This is a genomic window from Streptomyces axinellae (assembly GCF_039532135.1).
Classification (GTDB): domain Bacteria; phylum Actinomycetota; class Actinomycetes; order Streptomycetales; family Streptomycetaceae; genus Streptomyces; species Streptomyces axinellae.
In genome coordinates this window covers 147,049-162,667 of the sequence record NZ_BAAARJ010000004.1, presented here as the reverse complement: position 1 = coordinate 162,667, position 15,619 = coordinate 147,049, and the positions used below count along the sequence as shown (strand labels likewise).

The 15,619-nt window shown below is 70.5% G+C and carries 12 protein-coding genes and 1 riboswitch; of the genes, 7 read left to right on the top strand and 5 right to left on the bottom strand.

Annotation, left to right across the window (positions count from 1 at the left end; genetic code table 11):
* Nucleotides 1-55: 55 nt before the first annotated feature.
* Complete coding sequence (locus tag ABD339_RS07195) at nt 56-1,324, bottom strand: extracellular solute-binding protein (RefSeq protein WP_344563364.1); 1,269 nt, start codon at nt 1,322-1,324, stop codon at nt 56-58.
* Nucleotides 1,325-1,673: 349 nt separating this feature from the next.
* On the opposite strand from ABD339_RS07195, the gene ABD339_RS07190 reads away from it, so the two are divergent.
* The 7 genes from ABD339_RS07190 (at nt 1,674) to ABD339_RS07160 (ending at nt 10,969) form a co-directional block, all read left to right on the top strand.
* Complete coding sequence (locus ABD339_RS07190; protein WP_344563785.1) at nt 1,674-2,465, top strand: GntR family transcriptional regulator; 792 nt, start codon at nt 1,674-1,676, stop codon at nt 2,463-2,465.
* An 88-nt stretch (nt 2,466-2,553) separates the two neighbouring features.
* Nucleotides 2,554-4,740, top strand: coding sequence for a carbon starvation CstA family protein (locus ABD339_RS07185; protein WP_425575915.1), 2,187 nt, complete (start codon nt 2,554-2,556; stop codon nt 4,738-4,740).
* Entirely contained in the window at nt 4,737-4,937 is a 201-nt protein-coding gene (locus ABD339_RS07180) for a YbdD/YjiX family protein (protein WP_344563362.1), read from the top strand. The genes ABD339_RS07185 and ABD339_RS07180 overlap by 4 nt, the downstream gene beginning before the upstream one ends.
* 155 nt (nt 4,938-5,092) lie before the next feature.
* Nucleotides 5,093-5,389, top strand: a complete 297-nt coding sequence (locus ABD339_RS07175; RefSeq protein ID WP_344563360.1) for a DUF3311 domain-containing protein — start codon at nt 5,093-5,095, stop codon at nt 5,387-5,389.
* Nucleotides 5,386-7,119: a monocarboxylate uptake permease MctP gene (gene mctP / locus ABD339_RS07170; protein ID WP_344563358.1), complete on the top strand. Its 1,734-nt coding sequence runs from the start codon at nt 5,386-5,388 to the stop codon at nt 7,117-7,119. The genes ABD339_RS07175 and mctP overlap by 4 nt, the downstream gene beginning before the upstream one ends.
* Before the next feature lie 120 nt (nt 7,120-7,239).
* A riboswitch (cobalamin riboswitch) is annotated at nt 7,240-7,372 on the top strand.
* Between the two features lie 118 nt (nt 7,373-7,490).
* The gene (locus ABD339_RS07165) at nt 7,491-9,950 is read left to right on the top strand and encodes a ribonucleoside-diphosphate reductase subunit alpha (protein WP_344563356.1); all 2,460 of its coding nucleotides are present in this window, start codon (nt 7,491-7,493) and stop codon (nt 9,948-9,950) included.
* On the top strand, nt 9,947-10,969 hold the full coding sequence (locus ABD339_RS07160) for a ribonucleotide-diphosphate reductase subunit beta (RefSeq protein ID WP_425575914.1): 1,023 nt from the start codon (nt 9,947-9,949) through the stop codon (nt 10,967-10,969). Before ABD339_RS07165 ends, ABD339_RS07160 begins: the two co-directional genes overlap by 4 nt.
* A 114-nt stretch (nt 10,970-11,083) precedes the next feature.
* Here ABD339_RS07160 and def read toward each other — a convergent pair whose 3' ends face one another.
* From def to ABD339_RS07140, 4 genes are all read right to left on the bottom strand, one after another.
* Complete coding sequence (gene def, locus ABD339_RS07155; protein WP_344563351.1) at nt 11,084-11,728, bottom strand: peptide deformylase; 645 nt, start codon at nt 11,726-11,728, stop codon at nt 11,084-11,086.
* Between the two features lie 84 nt (nt 11,729-11,812).
* On the bottom strand, nt 11,813-12,814 hold the full coding sequence (locus tag ABD339_RS07150; RefSeq protein ID WP_344563349.1) for a tetratricopeptide repeat protein: 1,002 nt from the start codon (nt 12,812-12,814) through the stop codon (nt 11,813-11,815).
* 183 nt (nt 12,815-12,997) lie between these two features.
* On the bottom strand, nt 12,998-14,242 hold the full coding sequence (locus ABD339_RS07145; RefSeq protein WP_344563347.1) for an HD-GYP domain-containing protein: 1,245 nt from the start codon (nt 14,240-14,242) through the stop codon (nt 12,998-13,000).
* Nucleotides 14,239-15,615 carry an HD-GYP domain-containing protein gene (locus ABD339_RS07140; RefSeq protein WP_344563345.1) on the bottom strand — a complete coding sequence of 459 codons (1,377 nt, stop codon included), beginning with the start codon at nt 15,613-15,615 and terminating at the stop codon, nt 14,239-14,241. The genes ABD339_RS07145 and ABD339_RS07140 overlap by 4 nt, the downstream gene beginning before the upstream one ends.
* Nucleotides 15,616-15,619 lie beyond the last annotated feature (4 nt).

Sequence of the window (15,619 nt, the reverse complement as noted above, 5' to 3'; positions counted from 1 at the left end):
TCACACCCCGCGAGCGGCGAAGCGCGGTGTCACCGCTTCGCCGCTGGGGGCAGCCTCACTGCTTCTGGGAGAGCCTCTTGTTCAGTTCGCCCTCGACGGCCTTGGCGGCGGCGCCGTGCGACTTCCCCTTGAGTACGGACGTCATATACGTCTTGATCGGGTTGGGCGGGTTCTCCACCCCGGCCCACTCGGGGATGAGCGGGGTCAGTCCGCCGTCGGCGACGGCCGGCGCCGCGGCCTGTGCCGCGGGGTTGCCCTTGAGCTGGTCCTGGAGTGCTTCCTTGTTCGGGATGACGCCGCCCTCCTTGGCGAGGGCGCCCTCGAACTCGTCGGACAGCGCGATCTTCAGGAACTCCTTGGCCAGTTCCTGCTTCTGGCTGCCGGCCGCGATCGCCAGGTTGGAGCCGCCGAGGAAGACGCCTTCGGGCTTGTCCGCCTTCTCACCCGGAATGGTGAAGTAGCCGATGTCCTTCTCGATCTTCTTGTTGCTCGCGATCGCGGTGGCCGCCTCCCAGCTCAGGCCGATGAAGGCGCCGGTCTTGCCCTTGGCGAAGACCTCGGCCTGCTGCGGGGTGGCCTCGTCCTTGTCCTTGGGGGCCTTGGAGTAGGAGGCGTACTTCTTGTAGGTCTCCATGGCCTCGCCGACCTTGGGGTCGGAGAGGTTGGAGACCCACTTGCCGCCCTTCTTCTTCACCAGGTCGGCGTTGTTGGCGATCAAGAGGCCGTCGAAGAAGTACCAGTTCTGGCCGGGCATGTAGATCGGCTCGGCGTCGGTCTTCTTCCCGATCCGGTCGAGCGCCTTGAAGAACTCGTCGCGCGTCTTGGGAGTGCCCTTGATGCCGGCCTCGGCCCAGATCTTCTTGTTGTAGATGACCGTGCGGTTGACGGCGAACCAGGGGGCGGCGTACTGCTTTCCGCCGTAGACCGCCGACTTGTTGATGGAGGGGGTCCAGTCGGCGCCGACCCCCTTCTTCAGGTCACCGAGGTCGGCGAGCCCGCCGGTCTTGGCGTAGGCGGGGGTCTGGGTGTTGCCCACCTCGATGACGTCGGGCGGGTCGGACTCGGAGAGCGCGGTGGTGATCTTCTGCTGGATGCCGTTCCACTGCTGGACCTCAAGCTTGAGCTTCGCGCCGGTCTTCTTCTCGAAGGCGGCCCGTACGTCCTTCTCCCACTGCTTGGGCGTCGAGCCGTCCATGGCCCAGAGCGTGAGAGTCTGGCCCTTGAAGCTGTCGGGCCCGGACTTCTTGTCGCCGTCGGACCCACAGGCCGCGACGTTCACCACCAGTACCGCGACTCCGGCCGCGGCGATGAGTCCACGTTTCACAGCATCCTCCCCTGCCCACTGGATGTGGTCCTACCTGCGTGATTCCGGGGGCTGTTCCCCGGTCCTCCAGCCGGATCCACGCGCCGTGCGGCGGGCCCGCCGAGGGCTCGGCGAGGGTTCCGTCGGAGACTCCGCGAGCACATCCGGATGATGGTTTAGACCAATGCGCAGAGCTTGGCCTAGACCTTTAGGGGTGTCAACGGTGTATAAAGCTCGCTGCAGGTTCCGTTATCGGAACGACATCTGAGCTGGGGCGCCCGACCGGAGCGGGCCCGTGCCACGATGTGAGCCGCTATAAAGACGGAGGAAGCCGGTGACGGCAGCACGACACGAGTCGGGAAGGCGGGCCATGGGCACGGAAGGGGGCGGCGGCACGCCCGCCGCCGCGCGGACCAGGGCCACCACGGGCAACGGAGCGACGGCCCGCACCGCACGCGTGCCCAAGTACTACCGTCTCAAGCGGCACTTGCTGGAGATGACCGAAACCCTGCCGCCGGGCACCCCGGTGCCCCCCGAGCGCACCCTGGCCAGCGAGTTCGACACCTCGCGCACCACCGTGCGCCAGGCCCTGCAGGAACTGGTCGTCGAGGGGCGGCTGGAGCGCATCCAGGGCAAGGGCACCTTCGTGGCCAAGCCCAAGGTCTCCCAGGCCCTGCAACTCACCTCCTACACCGAGGACATGCGCGCCCAGGGCCTCGAACCCACCTCGCAGCTGCTGGACATCGGCTACGTCACCGCCGACGACCGGCTCGCCGCGCTGCTGGACATCCCCGCGGGCGGGCGGGTGCTGCGCATCGAGCGGCTGCGGCTGGCCAGCGGCGAGCCGATGGCCATAGAGACAACACACCTGTCCCAGAAGCGCTTTCCCGCGCTGCGCCGCAGCCTGGTGAAGTACTCCTCCCTCTACACGGCGCTGGCCGAGGTCTACGACGTCCACCTCGCCCAGGCCGAGGAGACCATCGAGACCTCACTGGCCACCCCGCGCGAGGCAGGGCTGCTGGGCACCGATGTGGGGCTGCCGATGCTGATGCTCTCGCGGCACTCCCGCGACAGCGAGGGCGAACCGGTGGAGTGGGTGCGTTCGGTCTACCGCGGCGACCGCTACAAGTTCGTGGCCACCCTCCAGCGCCCGGCCGGCTGAGAGACCCGCGCGAGTTCCCCGTACCGGGGGTATGGCGCGGATCACCACGCTGTTCTACCGTCGCCCTGCCGCCAGGGTCGAGGAGGACATGCGAGTGCGCACTGCCACACAGGCCGGACACCGGCTCGGTCCCCGCTCCATCGCCGTCTGGACAGCGGTCGCGCTCGTCGGCGCCGTCGGCTGGGGAATGCTCGCGCTGGCGCGCGGGGAGGAGATCTCCGCGGCCTGGATGGTCGCCGCCGCGCTCGGCTCCTACGCCATCGGATACCGCTTCTACTCGCGCTTCATCGCCACCCGCGTCCTGCGCGTGGACAAGTCGCGGGCCACGCCCGCCGAACGGCTCGACAACGGGATCGACTTCCACCCCACCGACCGGCGGGTGCTGCTGGGCCACCACTTCGCCGCGATCGCGGGCGCCGGGCCGCTGGTGGGACCCGTCCTCGCCGCACAGATGGGGTATCTGCCGGGCACCATCTGGATCGTCGTCGGCGTGATCTTCGCGGGCGCCGTGCAGGACATGGTGACCCTCTTCTTCTCGATGCGGCGGGACGGCAAGTCCCTTGGCCAGATGGCGCGGGAGGAGATCGGGCCGGTCGGCGGGGCCGCCGCGCTGCTCGCCGTTCTCGCGATCATGATCATCCTGCTGGCGGTGCTGGCGCTGGTCGTGGTCAACGCGCTGGCCGAGTCGCCGTGGGGCACCTTCTCGATCGGCATGACCATCCCGATCGCCCTGTTCATGGGCTTCTACCTGCGGGTGCTGCGGCCGGGCAGGGTCAGCGAGGTCTCGCTGATCGGCGTCGCGCTGCTGCTGCTCGCACTGGTCTCCGGGCGCTGGGTCGCCGAGTCCTCGTGGGCGGACACCTTCACACTGGAGCCGGGCACGCTGGTGATCTGGCTGCTGGTCTACAGCTTCGTCGCCTCGATCCTGCCGGTGTGGATGCTGCTGGCGCCGCGCGACTACCTGTCCACGTTCATGAAGATCGGCACCATCGGGCTGCTGGCCATCGGCGTCATCGTCACGCTGCCCACTCTCAAGATGGCGGGCGTCACCGACTTCGCCGGTGTCGGGGACGGGCCCGTGTTCGCCGGCTCGCTCTTCCCGTTCGTCTTCATCACCATCGCCTGCGGTGCCCTCTCCGGCTTCCACGCGCTGATCTCCTCGGGCACCACCCCGAAGATGATCCAGAAGGAGACGCAGGTCCGGATGATCGGCTTCGGCTCCATGCTGATGGAGTCGTTCGTCGCGATCATGGCAATGGTGGCCGCCTGCATCATCGACCCCGGGCTCTACTTCGCGATGAACGCCCCCGCCGGGGTCATCGGCGACAACGTGCAGGCCGCATCCGAAGCCGTGCAGCACCTCGGATACACCATCTCCCCCGACCAGTTGGCGGCGGCGGCCAAGGCCGTGGAGGAGCAGTCGCTGCTCTCCCGCACGGGTGGTGCCCCGACCCTGGCCATCGGTGTCTCGGAGATCTTCTCCAAGGTCGTGGGCGGGGGCGGCATGAAGGCGTTCTGGTACCACTTCGCCATCATGTTCGAGGCGCTGTTCATCCTGACGGCACTGGACGCCGGTACCCGCGTGGGCCGCTTCATGCTCCAGGACATGCTGGGCAACGTCTACAAGCCCTTCCGCCGGGTCAGCTGGTGGCCGGGGCTGCTGATCTCCAGCGCGGTGATCGTGGCGCTGTGGGGCTACTTCCTGTGGGTCGGGGTGCACGAGCCGCTCGGCGGGATCAACCAGCTCTTCCCGCTCTTCGGCATCGCCAACCAGCTGCTGGCGGCCGTGGCCCTGGCGGTCTGTACGACGCTGCTGATCAAGTCCGGGCGGCTCAAATGGGCCTGGGTGACGGGCATCCCGCTGGTGTGGGACGCGGTGGTCACGCTGACGGCGAGCTGGCAGAAGGTCTTCTCCAGCGACGCGAAGGTGGGCTTCTTCCAGCAGCGCTCCAACTACCAGGACGCCATCGACCAGGGCAAGATCCTCCCGCCCGCCAAGACCATGGACGACATGCACACCGTCGTCACCAACTCCACGGTGGACGGCGTGCTCTCCGCCCTGTTCGCCGTGCTGGTGATCGTCGTCCTGGCGGACGCGGCCCGCACCTGCGTGCGCGCGATCCGCGACCCCGGGGGCGCGAAGCTGACGGAGGCGCCGTACGTGGAGTCGAAGCTGGTCGCCCCCGCGGGCCTGGTGGCCACCAAGGAGGAGAAGGCCGAGCAGACCGCCGCAGCGGCGGCGGGCGCCGGGGGCGCGGAAGGGGCCGGGCGGTGAACGGGCTGCTGCGGGCCGGGCGTTGGGTGCGCTGGTATGTGCGCGAACTGACGGACGAGAGCGCCTACGACCGCTACGTCGCCCACCTGCGCCGGCACCAGGGACCGGATGCCGCCGTGCCCAGCAGGAGGGAGTTCGAGCGGCGCCGCACGGACGCGCGGGAGGCCGACCCCAGGGAGGGTTTCCGCTGCTGCTGAGGGGGCCTGTGGGGCGCTTGGGCGCTTGAGGGCGGACGCCACGGCGCGACACTCTGAGAACTGTCCGGTATACGGACAACCGGTGACGGAGAGCGAAGCCCTCGCTTAGGTTTCATGCACATTACAGGAACCCTGAGCGAGGGACGGAGCCCACCATGTCCGCACCACCCCCAACGACGGGTAGAAAACGGCCCGTTGTGACCCCCGCGCGCACCGTGGCGGGGCTCTGCCTTCTCGCGCCGTTTCTCGGCATTCTCTGGGTGGACTCCTACGCCCGCGTCGAGCCGACCCTGATAGGAATCCCCTTTTTCTACTGGTACCAGATGCTCTGGGTCCTGATCTCGGCCCTGCTGACCCTGGTCGCCTATCGGATCGTCCGCCACGAGCAGGCCGCCACCGCACGCCTCCGGACGGAATCCCCGCGCACGGCCGAGAGCGGTGAGGAGCGGTGAACGGCGGCATCAACGGCGTCGCACTCGCCGTCTTCATCTTCTTCTTCCTGGCCGTCACGGTCATGGGATTCCTCGCCGCACGCTGGCGCAAGGCCGAGAACGAGCACAGCCTCGACGAATGGGGCCTGGGCGGCAGGAGTTTCGGCACCTGGATCACCTGGTTCCTGCTGGGCGGCGACCTGTACACGGCCTACACCTTCGTCGCCGTACCGGCCGCCATCTACGCGGCGGGCGCCTCGGGATTCTTCGCCGTTCCCTACACGATTCTCGTCTACCCGCTCATTTTCACCTTCCTGCCCCGCCTGTGGTCGGTCTCGCACCGCCACGGATACGTCACCACCTCCGACTTCGTACGCGGCAGGTTCGGCTCCAAGGGCCTCTCGCTCGCGGTCGCGCTCACCGGAATCCTGGCGACCATGCCCTACATCGCGCTCCAGCTGGTGGGAATCCAAGCGGTGCTGGACGTCATGGGCATCGGCGGCTCGGAATCCACGCACTGGTTCGTCAAGGACCTGCCGCTGCTCATCGCCTTCGGGGTACTGGCCGCCTACACCTACTCCTCGGGACTGCGCGCGCCCGCGCTGATCGCATTCGTCAAGGACGGGCTGATCTACCTCGTCATCGCGGTCGCCATCATCTACATCCCGATCAAACTCGGCGGCTTCCACGAGATCTTCGACAAGGCGGGCGAAGCACTCGGGCAGCAGAATCCCGCGACCGGAAAACCACGCGGCGAACTGGCCAGCGGCGCGAACGCGCAGTGGGCCTACGCCACCCTCGCGTTCGGCTCCGCGCTCGCGCTCTTCATGTATCCGCACTCGATCACGGCCACGCTCTCCAGCAAGAACCGCAATGTGATCCGCCGCAACACCACCATTCTGCCGCTGTATTCGCTGATGCTGGGCTTCCTCGCGCTGCTCGGATTCATGGCGATCGCCGCCGGAATCAAGGTGGACAACGGCCAGCTCGCCATTCCCCAGCTTTTCGAGACGATGTTCCCCGACTGGTTCACCGGGGTCGCCTTCGCCGCCATCGGCATCGGCGCGCTGGTGCCCGCCGCGATCATGTCGATCGCCGCGGCGAACCTGTTCACGCGCAACATCTACAAGGACTTCATCCGGCCGGACGCCACGCCCGCGCAGGAGACGAAGGTCTCCAAGCTGGTGTCGCTGCTGGTGAAGGTCGGCGCGCTCGTCTTCGTCCTCGGCATGGACAAGACCGTCGCCATCAACTTCCAACTCCTGGGCGGTATCTGGATCCTCCAGACCTTCCCGGCGCTGGTCGGCGGCCTGTTCACCCGCTGGTTCCACCGGTGGGCGCTGCTGGCCGGCTGGGCGGTGGGCATGGTCTACGGCACCGTCGCCGCGTACGGCGTCGCCAGCCCGACCCAGCGGCACTTCGGCGGCAGCAGCGCGACGATTCCCGGCCTCAAGGAGACCGGCTACATCGGGGTGACGGCGTTCGTGCTGAACGTCCTGGTCACCGTCGTGCTGACGGTGGTGCTGCGGGCGTTCGGGGCGCCGGACGGTGTGGATGAGACCCGGCCCGAGGACTACACGGCGGACGCGCCCGACCAGCGCCCCGCAGGCCCGGTCGGCCCGCAGGCCCTGTCGGCGACCGGAGCCGCCCCGTCCGGCCCGCTGTCCGCGTCCGCGGCCCCCGCCGGTACCTCGCCCGCCACCCGCGAGACCCCCTCGGCCGGTGCCGCGTCGGCCACCGGCGCGGACTGACCGTCCACCGGCGCGTACCTCTCCGGGCGGCCACCGTGTGCTGCGGCGCACGGTGGCCGCTTCGGTGAATACCGGCCGCGACACACAATATGTGGGGCCACTGGCGCATCCGGACACTAGATGTATGCTCTTCCCGACCGCCAGCAATGCAGGGGAACCCGGTGCGATTCCGGGACTGTCCCGCAACGGTGTGCGGGCGCCCATGCCGTGTGCGCCCGCGAGTCCGAGCACCTGCGGCGGCTTCGAGGAACGCCCGGGTCCCGTGGGTTGGACCGGCGGTCCGTCGCGTCATGCCCTGACGCGCCGTGCCCTGCCTTGCCCGCCCCGCGACCGCCCGAGCGGCAGCGAGCAGCAGCGAGGGAGAGCACCGAGTGACCATCGCACCAGCCGAAGCGGCCCCCGGCCGGCGGGACGTCGAACAGGAGAGCGCCCTCTCCGGCCCGGAACAGCCAGGCACAGCCGCACCGTCCGGCACCGGGCAGCCGACCGGCGCGGACGACCCCGCCGCCGAAGCCCTGCGGCGCACGCTCGCCGCCCTCACCGCCGACCTCCCGGCCGCCGCCCCCGCACCCGTCGAGGCCGCCGCGCTGCGCGGCCGGGCACCGAACGCGTCCGCCGCCCAACTGCACGCCCTCGCCATCGACTCGGCCGCCGGGCTCATCAGCGAGGAACCCGCCTACTCCCGGCTGGCCGCCCGGCTGCTGACCCTCGCGATCCGCGACGAGGCGGCCTCCCAGGGCGTCACCTCATTCTCCGGATCCGTGGCGCTGGGGCACGCCGAGGGCCTCATCGCGGACGGCACGGCCGAGTTCGTCGCCGCGCACGCCGGCCGGCTGGACGCGCTGGCCGGGCAGGCGGTCGAGGACGGCGCCGACGACCGGTTCGGCTACTTCGGGCTGCGTACGGTCCACTCGCGCTATCTGCTGCGCCACCCCACCACCCGCCAGGCGATCGAGACCCCGCAGCACTTCCTCCTGCGGGTGGCCTGCGGACTGGCCGCCGACGGCTCCGAGCGGGCGCTGGCGGAGGTCGCCGAGCTGTACGCGCTCACCAGTTCGCTGGCGTATCTCCCCTCCTCGCCCACCCTGTTCAACTCCGGCACCCGCCACCCGCAGATGTCCTCCTGCTACCTGCTGGACTCCCCCAAGGACGAGCTGGACTCGATCTACGAGCGCTACCACCAGGTCGCCCGGCTGTCCAAGCACGCGGGCGGCATCGGCCTGTCCTACTCCCGCATCCGGGCACGCGGCTCGCTCATCCGGGGCACGAACGGGCACTCGGGCGGCATCGTCCCGTTCCTGCGCACCCTCGACTCCTCGGTCGCCGCCGTCAATCAGGGCGGCCGGCGCAAGGGGGCGGCCTGCGTCTACCTGGAGACCTGGCACGCCGACATCGAGGAGTTCCTGGAACTGCGCGACAACACCGGCGAGGACGCGCGCCGCACCCACAACCTCAATCTCGCGCACTGGATTCCGGATGAGTTCATGCGCCGGGTGGCGGCCGACCAGGAGTGGTCGCTGCTGTCCCCCTCGGACGCGCCCGAACTGGTGGACCTGTGGGGCGAGGAGTTCGACGCCGCCTACCGCAGGGCCGAAGCCGAGGGCCGCTACCTCAAGCGGGTGCCCGCGCGGCAGCTCTACGGCGCGATGATGCGCACCCTGGCGCAGACCGGCAACGGCTGGATGACGTTCAAGGACACCTCCAACCGCACCGCCAACCAGACCGCCGAGCCCGGACACACCGTGCACTCCTCCAACCTGTGCACGGAGATCCTGGAGGTCACCGACGACGCGGAGACGGCCGTGTGCAACCTCGGCTCCGTCAACCTGGCGGCCCACCTGGACGAGGCGGGCGTGATGGACTGGGAGCGGCTGGATGCCACCGTGCGCACGGCGGTGACCTTCCTGGACCGGGTCGTGGACATCAACTTCTACCCGACCACGCAGGCCGGAGGCTCCAACTCCCGCTGGCGGCCGGTGGGTCTGGGCATGATGGGACTCCAGGACGTCTTCTTCCGGCTCGGGCTGCCGTTCGACTCGGCGGAGGCACGGGAGCTGTCCACCCGGATCGCCGAGCGCGTCATGCTCGCCGCCTACGAGACCTCGGCCGACCTGGCCGAGCGGCACGGGCCCCACCCCGCCTGGGCGCACACCCGTACGGCCCGCGGCGTGCTGCATCCGGACCACTATCCGGACGCCGAACCGCACTGGAGCGACCGCTGGGCGGTCCTGCGTGCCCGTATCGCGGCCACCGGCATGCGCAACTCGCTGCTGCTGGCCATCGCGCCGACCGCGACCATCGCATCCATCGCGGGCGTCTACGAGTGCATCGAGCCGCAGGTCTCCAACCTCTTCAAACGCGAGACCCTCAGCGGCGAGTTCCTCCAGGTGAACACCTACCTGGTCGAGGAGCTGAAGCGGCTGGGGCTGTGGGACGGCCGGGCCAGGGAGGCGCTGCGCGAGGCCAACGGCTCGGTGCAGGGTCTGGAATGGGTGCCCGAGCAGGTGCGCGAGCTGTATCGCACCGCTTGGGAGCTGCCCCAGCGCGCCCTGATCGACATGGCGGCGGCCCGCACCCCGTACCTGGACCAGAGCCAGTCGCTGAACCTGTTCCTGGCCTCGCCCACCATCGGCAAGCTCTCCTCGATGTACGCGTATGCCTGGAAGAGCGGCATCAAGACCACGTACTACCTGCGCTCGCGCCCCGCGACCCGCATCGCGCAGGCCGCCACGTCCCATCCGGACGCTCCCGCCAAACCCCTTCCGGAACCCGCCGGGGACGCCGTGGCCTGCTCCCTGGAAAACCCCGAGTCCTGCGAGGCATGCCAATGACGAACGACACCCCGAGTGCCAAGAACCTGCTCGACCCGGGCTTCGAGCTGACCCTGCGCCCCATGCGCTATCCGCACTTCTACGAGCGCTACCGGGACGCCATCAAGAACACCTGGACGGTCGAGGAGGTGGACCTCCACTCGGACGTCGCGGACCTCGCCAAGCTCACCCCCGGCGAACAGCACATGATCAGCCGCCTAGTGGCCTTCTTCGCTACCGGGGACTCCATCGTCGCGAACAACCTGGTGCTGTCGCTCTACAAGCACATCAACTCCCCCGAGGCGCGGCTGTATCTCTCCCGCCAGCTCTTCGAGGAGGCCGTGCACGTCCAGTTCTATCTGACGCTGCTGGACACCTACCTCCCCGACCACGACGAGCGGGCCGAGGCGTTCGCCGCGGTGGAGAACATCCCCTCCATCCGGGAGAAGGCACAGTTCTGCTTCCGCTGGATGGACTCGGTGGAAGAGACCGGCCAGTTGGACAGCGCGGCCGACCGGCGCAGCTTCCTGCTGAACCTGATCTGCTTCGCCGCCTGCATCGAGGGGCTGTTCTTCTACGGCGCGTTCGCCTACGTCTACTGGTTCCGCTCGCGCGGCCTGCTGCACGGCCTCGCCACGGGCACCAACTGGGTCTTCCGGGACGAGTCGATGCACATGTCCTTCGCGTTCGACGTGGTGGACACCGTGCGCGAGGAGGAGCCGGGCCTGTTCGACGACACGTTGGAGAAGCAGGTCACCGCGATGCTGGAGGAGGCCGTCGAGGCCGAGTTGCAGTTCGCGCGGGACCTGTGCGGCGCGGGCCTGCCGGGCATGAACACCGAGTCCATGCGCGAGTACCTCCAGGCCGTCGCCGACCAGCGGCTGCTGCGGCTGGGCTTCCCCGCGCGCTACGGCTCCAGCAACCCGTTCTCCTTCATGGAGTTGCAGAACGTGCAGGAGCTGACGAACTTCTTCGAGCGCCGGGCCTCGGCCTACCAGGTGGCGGTGGAGGGCTCGGTGTCGTTCGACGACGACTTCTGAGCCGCCCGCCGCTCAAGACCCCGGACGGGGGCCAGGTGGCCCAGGCCCCCGTCCGGTCCACACCGCCTGTGGCCGATCGCCCGCGTACACCGGTCGCCCGCGTACGGCCGGCCGTTACGGCTGGTCGTTCGGGACCGTCTCGTAGCGCGGCGTGTTCTCGGCCATCTGCTGGAAGACGTCCTTGCGCTCCCGCTTGGAGAGCCGGTCGGTGTAGAGGTACCCGTACAGGTGGTCGGTCTCGTGCTGGAGGCAGCGCGCGAAGTATCCGGTGCCCTGGACGACGATCGGCTTGCCCTGCGCGTCCTGCCCGCGCACCACGGCGTAGTCGGGGCGGGCCAGGGGGTGGTAGGCGCCCGGCACCGACAGGCAGCCCTCGCTGCCGTCGTCCAGCACCCGCTCCTCGGCGGGGAGTTGGTCGAGCACGGGGTTGCAGACGACACCGACGTGCCGTACGCCCTCGTCGTCGGCGCAGTCGTAGACGAAGACCTTCAGGTCCACCCCGATCTGGTTGGCGGCCAGGCCGACGCCCTCCGCCGCACGCTGGCTGGCGAACATGTCGTCGATCAGCGTGGCCAGCGCGTCGTCGAACTCCGTCACCTCTCGGCACTCCCGGTGCAGCACCGGATTGCCGACGACCGTGAGGGGGCGGGCCGTCCCGCGCCCGGTGTGTGCCTCCTCACGTGCGGCGGCGTCCGTCGTGTCATCGACGAACTCCTCCGCACGGGCCGGCCCGGCCTTGGATTCCTGCTGCTGCGCCATGCCGTCGTAAGCCTTCCTGCGACCCGGTCTGCCGACTGTCTGCTGACTCGTCGCCCTACAGGGTACGGGGCCGCGCGGGCGCGCTCAGCAGACCTCCTCCAGATCCCGCCATTCACGGGTGTCCGGGCTGTCCGCGACCCAGCCGTCCAGCAGCCCCCGCACCAGCCCGGACGGCGCGGCCAGCCCGCACTCGCGCTCGGGCACCCACAGCTCCCCGGGCCCGCCCTGCGTCATATGGCCCAGCGGGCCCGGGTGGCCGGGCGAGCTGTGGTCGTGCGGATCCAGGTGGACGCTGCCGTCGCCCTCATCAGCCGGCATGGCGCTCTCCGAGCAGGCCCTGCACAGCAGCCGCACGGACGAGGACCAGTCCTCGGCGGCGAAGCCGGCGTCGGCCGCGAGGCGCTCCAGCGCGTCCCTGTCGCTCTCCGTCGCCGCCTCCAGGAGCACCACCCAGGTGGGCACCGGAGAGGGCGCCCACAGCTCGATCTCGTCGAAGACCGGGTAGGAGGGCCCGGCCGAGGTGGTGCGCTCGCCGTGCGGGACGCCGTCGTGCAGCACCACCTCGCCCCAGCGCCGGCCCGAAGAGGGCAGCGGGATGCTCTGGATCTCCATCCGCGCCGGGTCGATGCGCCGCCCCCATACGACCTCCGCCTCGCCCTCGGGCGAGAGCCGTACGGCGGCGCTGCCCAGCTGCATTCCGCTGGGCTCGTCCGCCGCTGCCGCCGTCTGCGCCTGGCCCGGCACCCGCAGCCCGTAAGCCTGCCAGGCCCGCCGCGCCAGCGGCCAGTCCTGGAGGGCGGTGGCCGCGATGCCCACGTTCCACCAGTCGGGCGCCCCGGCCTCCCGGTCCAGCAGGGCCACCGCGCGCAGCCCCGCCGCCCGCGCCTGCTCCCAGTCGTGCCGGAACTTGTGCAGCAGCGCGAGGTTGAACCACGACTCCGAGAGCCATGGCTCCAAGTCGGCGGCGCGGGTGAGCAAAGCGCCCGCGTCCTCGTAACGCCCGTCGCCGATAAGCGTGAAGGCACGATCCGTCGCCTGCCGCCAAGAGGCGGAGGGACGGTGCCTCACCTTGCCGAAGATCCTCACTGTGTTCCCGCCGAATCCGCCGTTTCCGCTGGCTTCCCGCTGACTTACCGCCTGTCGCTGAGGTCCTGCGCGCTGGGCGCCGGGGCGCTCGGTCACGCCTTTCGCGGTTCCCCCTTCGCATCCAACCATGCCCGCTCGGGTGCCCGCTCATTACCCGTGCGTCATGCGTGCGCGCACCCCCGCTCACGCCTCGGCGCTCCGCGACACGATGCGTGACAACGCCTCCACCACGCGTGGTTCGTGGTCACACGCGGTGGCCAGGCGCAGTTGCTCCAGGGCCCGCTCCCGCGCCCCGGGACCCGTGTGACCGCCGCCCGCCGTGAGGTCCTCATACGCGTTGACGGTACGGACGACACGGGCGGTGACCGGTTGCTCCCGGTAGGGATCCGCCTGGCACTCCACCACGGTGGCCACCTGCCCGTGCCCTCCGGTCTGGCGGACCACGGCGCCGCCCAGCAGGGCGATACGGCGCTGTTCGGCGGGATCCAGCCCCGCGGTGGCCCCGCCGGGTACGGGATCGACGAGGGAGAGCTGGCCGATGTCGTGCATCAAGGCGGCGTACTCCAGCACAGTGAGTTCCGGCTCCGTCAGGCCCAGCTCACGCCCCACGGCCCGGCTGAGGTCGGCAACGGCCCGCGCGTGCCCGTGCGGGGTGTATCCGGCCACCTCGGTGGCGCGCGCGAGGGAGCTGATGGTCTGCCGGTAGGTCGCCCGTACGGAGGTGTAGCGGCGGAAGGAGAACTGGGTGAGCAGCAGCGGTACGCAGAAGACCGGCAGCGCCCAGAGTCCGGTGACGGCGACGGCCAGTGCGAGCACGCATCCGGTCGCCGCGATGGCGGGGACGACGCCCAGGCGGATGCGCAACTCCTCGCGCAGCAGCGGCCACAGCGGCCAGCCGCTGCGCCCGGCAGCGGCGGCGGCGCCGAGGAAAGCGTCGAAGCATCCGGTCAGCAAGGTGATGGCCAGCAGGCACAGCGCGTACAGCGGACCGGGACCGAGGCCGTCTCCCAAGGCGCCGCCGCCTCGCAGCGGTTGGAAGCAGAAGGCGGCGAAGCCCGCGCCGAGCACCGTGCGGGCCACGATGTCCGGCCCGGGTGCCCTGCCCAGCGCGACATGCGGAACCAACCCCACCAGGGAGGCGACGACGGCCACCGCGATCACCTGGAGCGGCCCCTGCCCGGTGGGCGTCCCGCCGGCCTCCCCGAGCATGGCGTACCCGAGCGCTCCGGCCCCTGCCAGCGGGCCCGCGCTGCGGCTGCCCCCGTCGGCGGCCGGCAGCCGGACGCGCGCCAACTCCCCGACGGCGATCACCAGTCCGAAGGCCAGCGCGATACCGGGTTCGGTCAGCCCCTTCCACAAGGTGGCGCACAGCGCGGTGGCCGCGAGCACCGCGGCTGCCGCGTACACCGCGGCGACCAGGCGGGTCATACGGCGGAAACGCTTCCGCTCGGCACCCACGGACCGGCCGCTTCCAGGGGCGCGTTGTGCGGCGCGGGCAGGCCCGGCAGGTCGGCGGTGACGGCGGCGGGCCACCCGTGCCGCCGCAGCGCCCGCATGAGGGCCGCGACCATCCGGGGGTCGAACTGGCTGCCCGCACACCGCTCCAGCTCCTCCAGAGCGGCGCCGACGGGCCTGCCCCGGCGGTAGCTGCGGGTGGAGGTCATCGCGTCGAAGGCGTCGGCGACGGCCACGATCCGTGCCGCCTCGGGAATCTGCTCCCCGGCCAGCCCGTAGGGGTATCCGCTGCCGTCCACGCGCTCGTGGTGGTGCAGGATCGCCGCCCGCGCCTCGCCCAGGAATCCGATGCCCCGCACGATCTCGTGGCCGTACTCGGGGTGCAGTTCGATGGTGCGGCGCTCGTGCGGGGTGAGGGGCCCGTCCTTGCGCAACAGGCGGGTGGGGACGCCGAGTTTGCCGATGTCGTGCAGGATGCCGGCGAACCGCAGGGTCTCGGTGCGCTCCTCGTCCATGCCCAGTTCGCGCGCCATGAGTACCGAGGCCCGGCCGACGCGCTCGCCGTGGCCGCGCGTGTAGCGGTCCTTGATGTCCACGGCGTGCAGCAGCGCCCGGATGGTGGCCCGGTGCGCGGCGCGTTCGCGGTGGTACTGCGCGAAGACCCAGGAGCAGATGCACATCGGCAACAGTGGGAACAGCGCCGCGACGGGCCCGTAGGCGCTGCGCCACAGCACCGCCATCATCAGCCCGGCCAGCCCGTGCACCAGATGCGGCCCGGCGCGCCGCGCGAACTGCCCGCACCAGGCGGTACGCGGGGAACAGCGCTCGGCGGCCACGAGGATCCAGCCGTCCAGGGTGCCCAGGACGGCGCACAGCGCGAGCGCCGCGGCCACGGCGGGCACCAGGGCGAGCGGGAAGAGCGCGTGCGTCGGGGAGCCGCCCAGCAGCCGGTACACCTGTCCCGCCGCGTGCAGGCCGAGGACGAGCCGGGCGCCGTGCCACACCCGGCGGGCGGCGGCGTGCCGGGGCTCCACCCGGGCGGCCAGCGCCCCCGGCAGCGCGGTGAGCGCGGCGGCGGAAGGCGGCAGCAGACAGACGGCGGCCAGCAGAACGGGGAAGAAGACGGGCCGCAGCCCGCCGGCGCCGCCGGGCATCCGGTGGCCCATCAAAGGGCAGCGCGGGGCGTATTCGCACAGGGTGTAGAGCGCGGCCAGCGGCAGCACCACCGTCCACGCCGTCTCCTTGTGCCCCTCCAGGGCCGGTACGGCGCACAGCGCGGCGGCGAGCGCGGCACCGACGACGGTCGTACGCGCCGCTGTCGGCAGTTCCGCTCCCCGAGCACGCATCCTG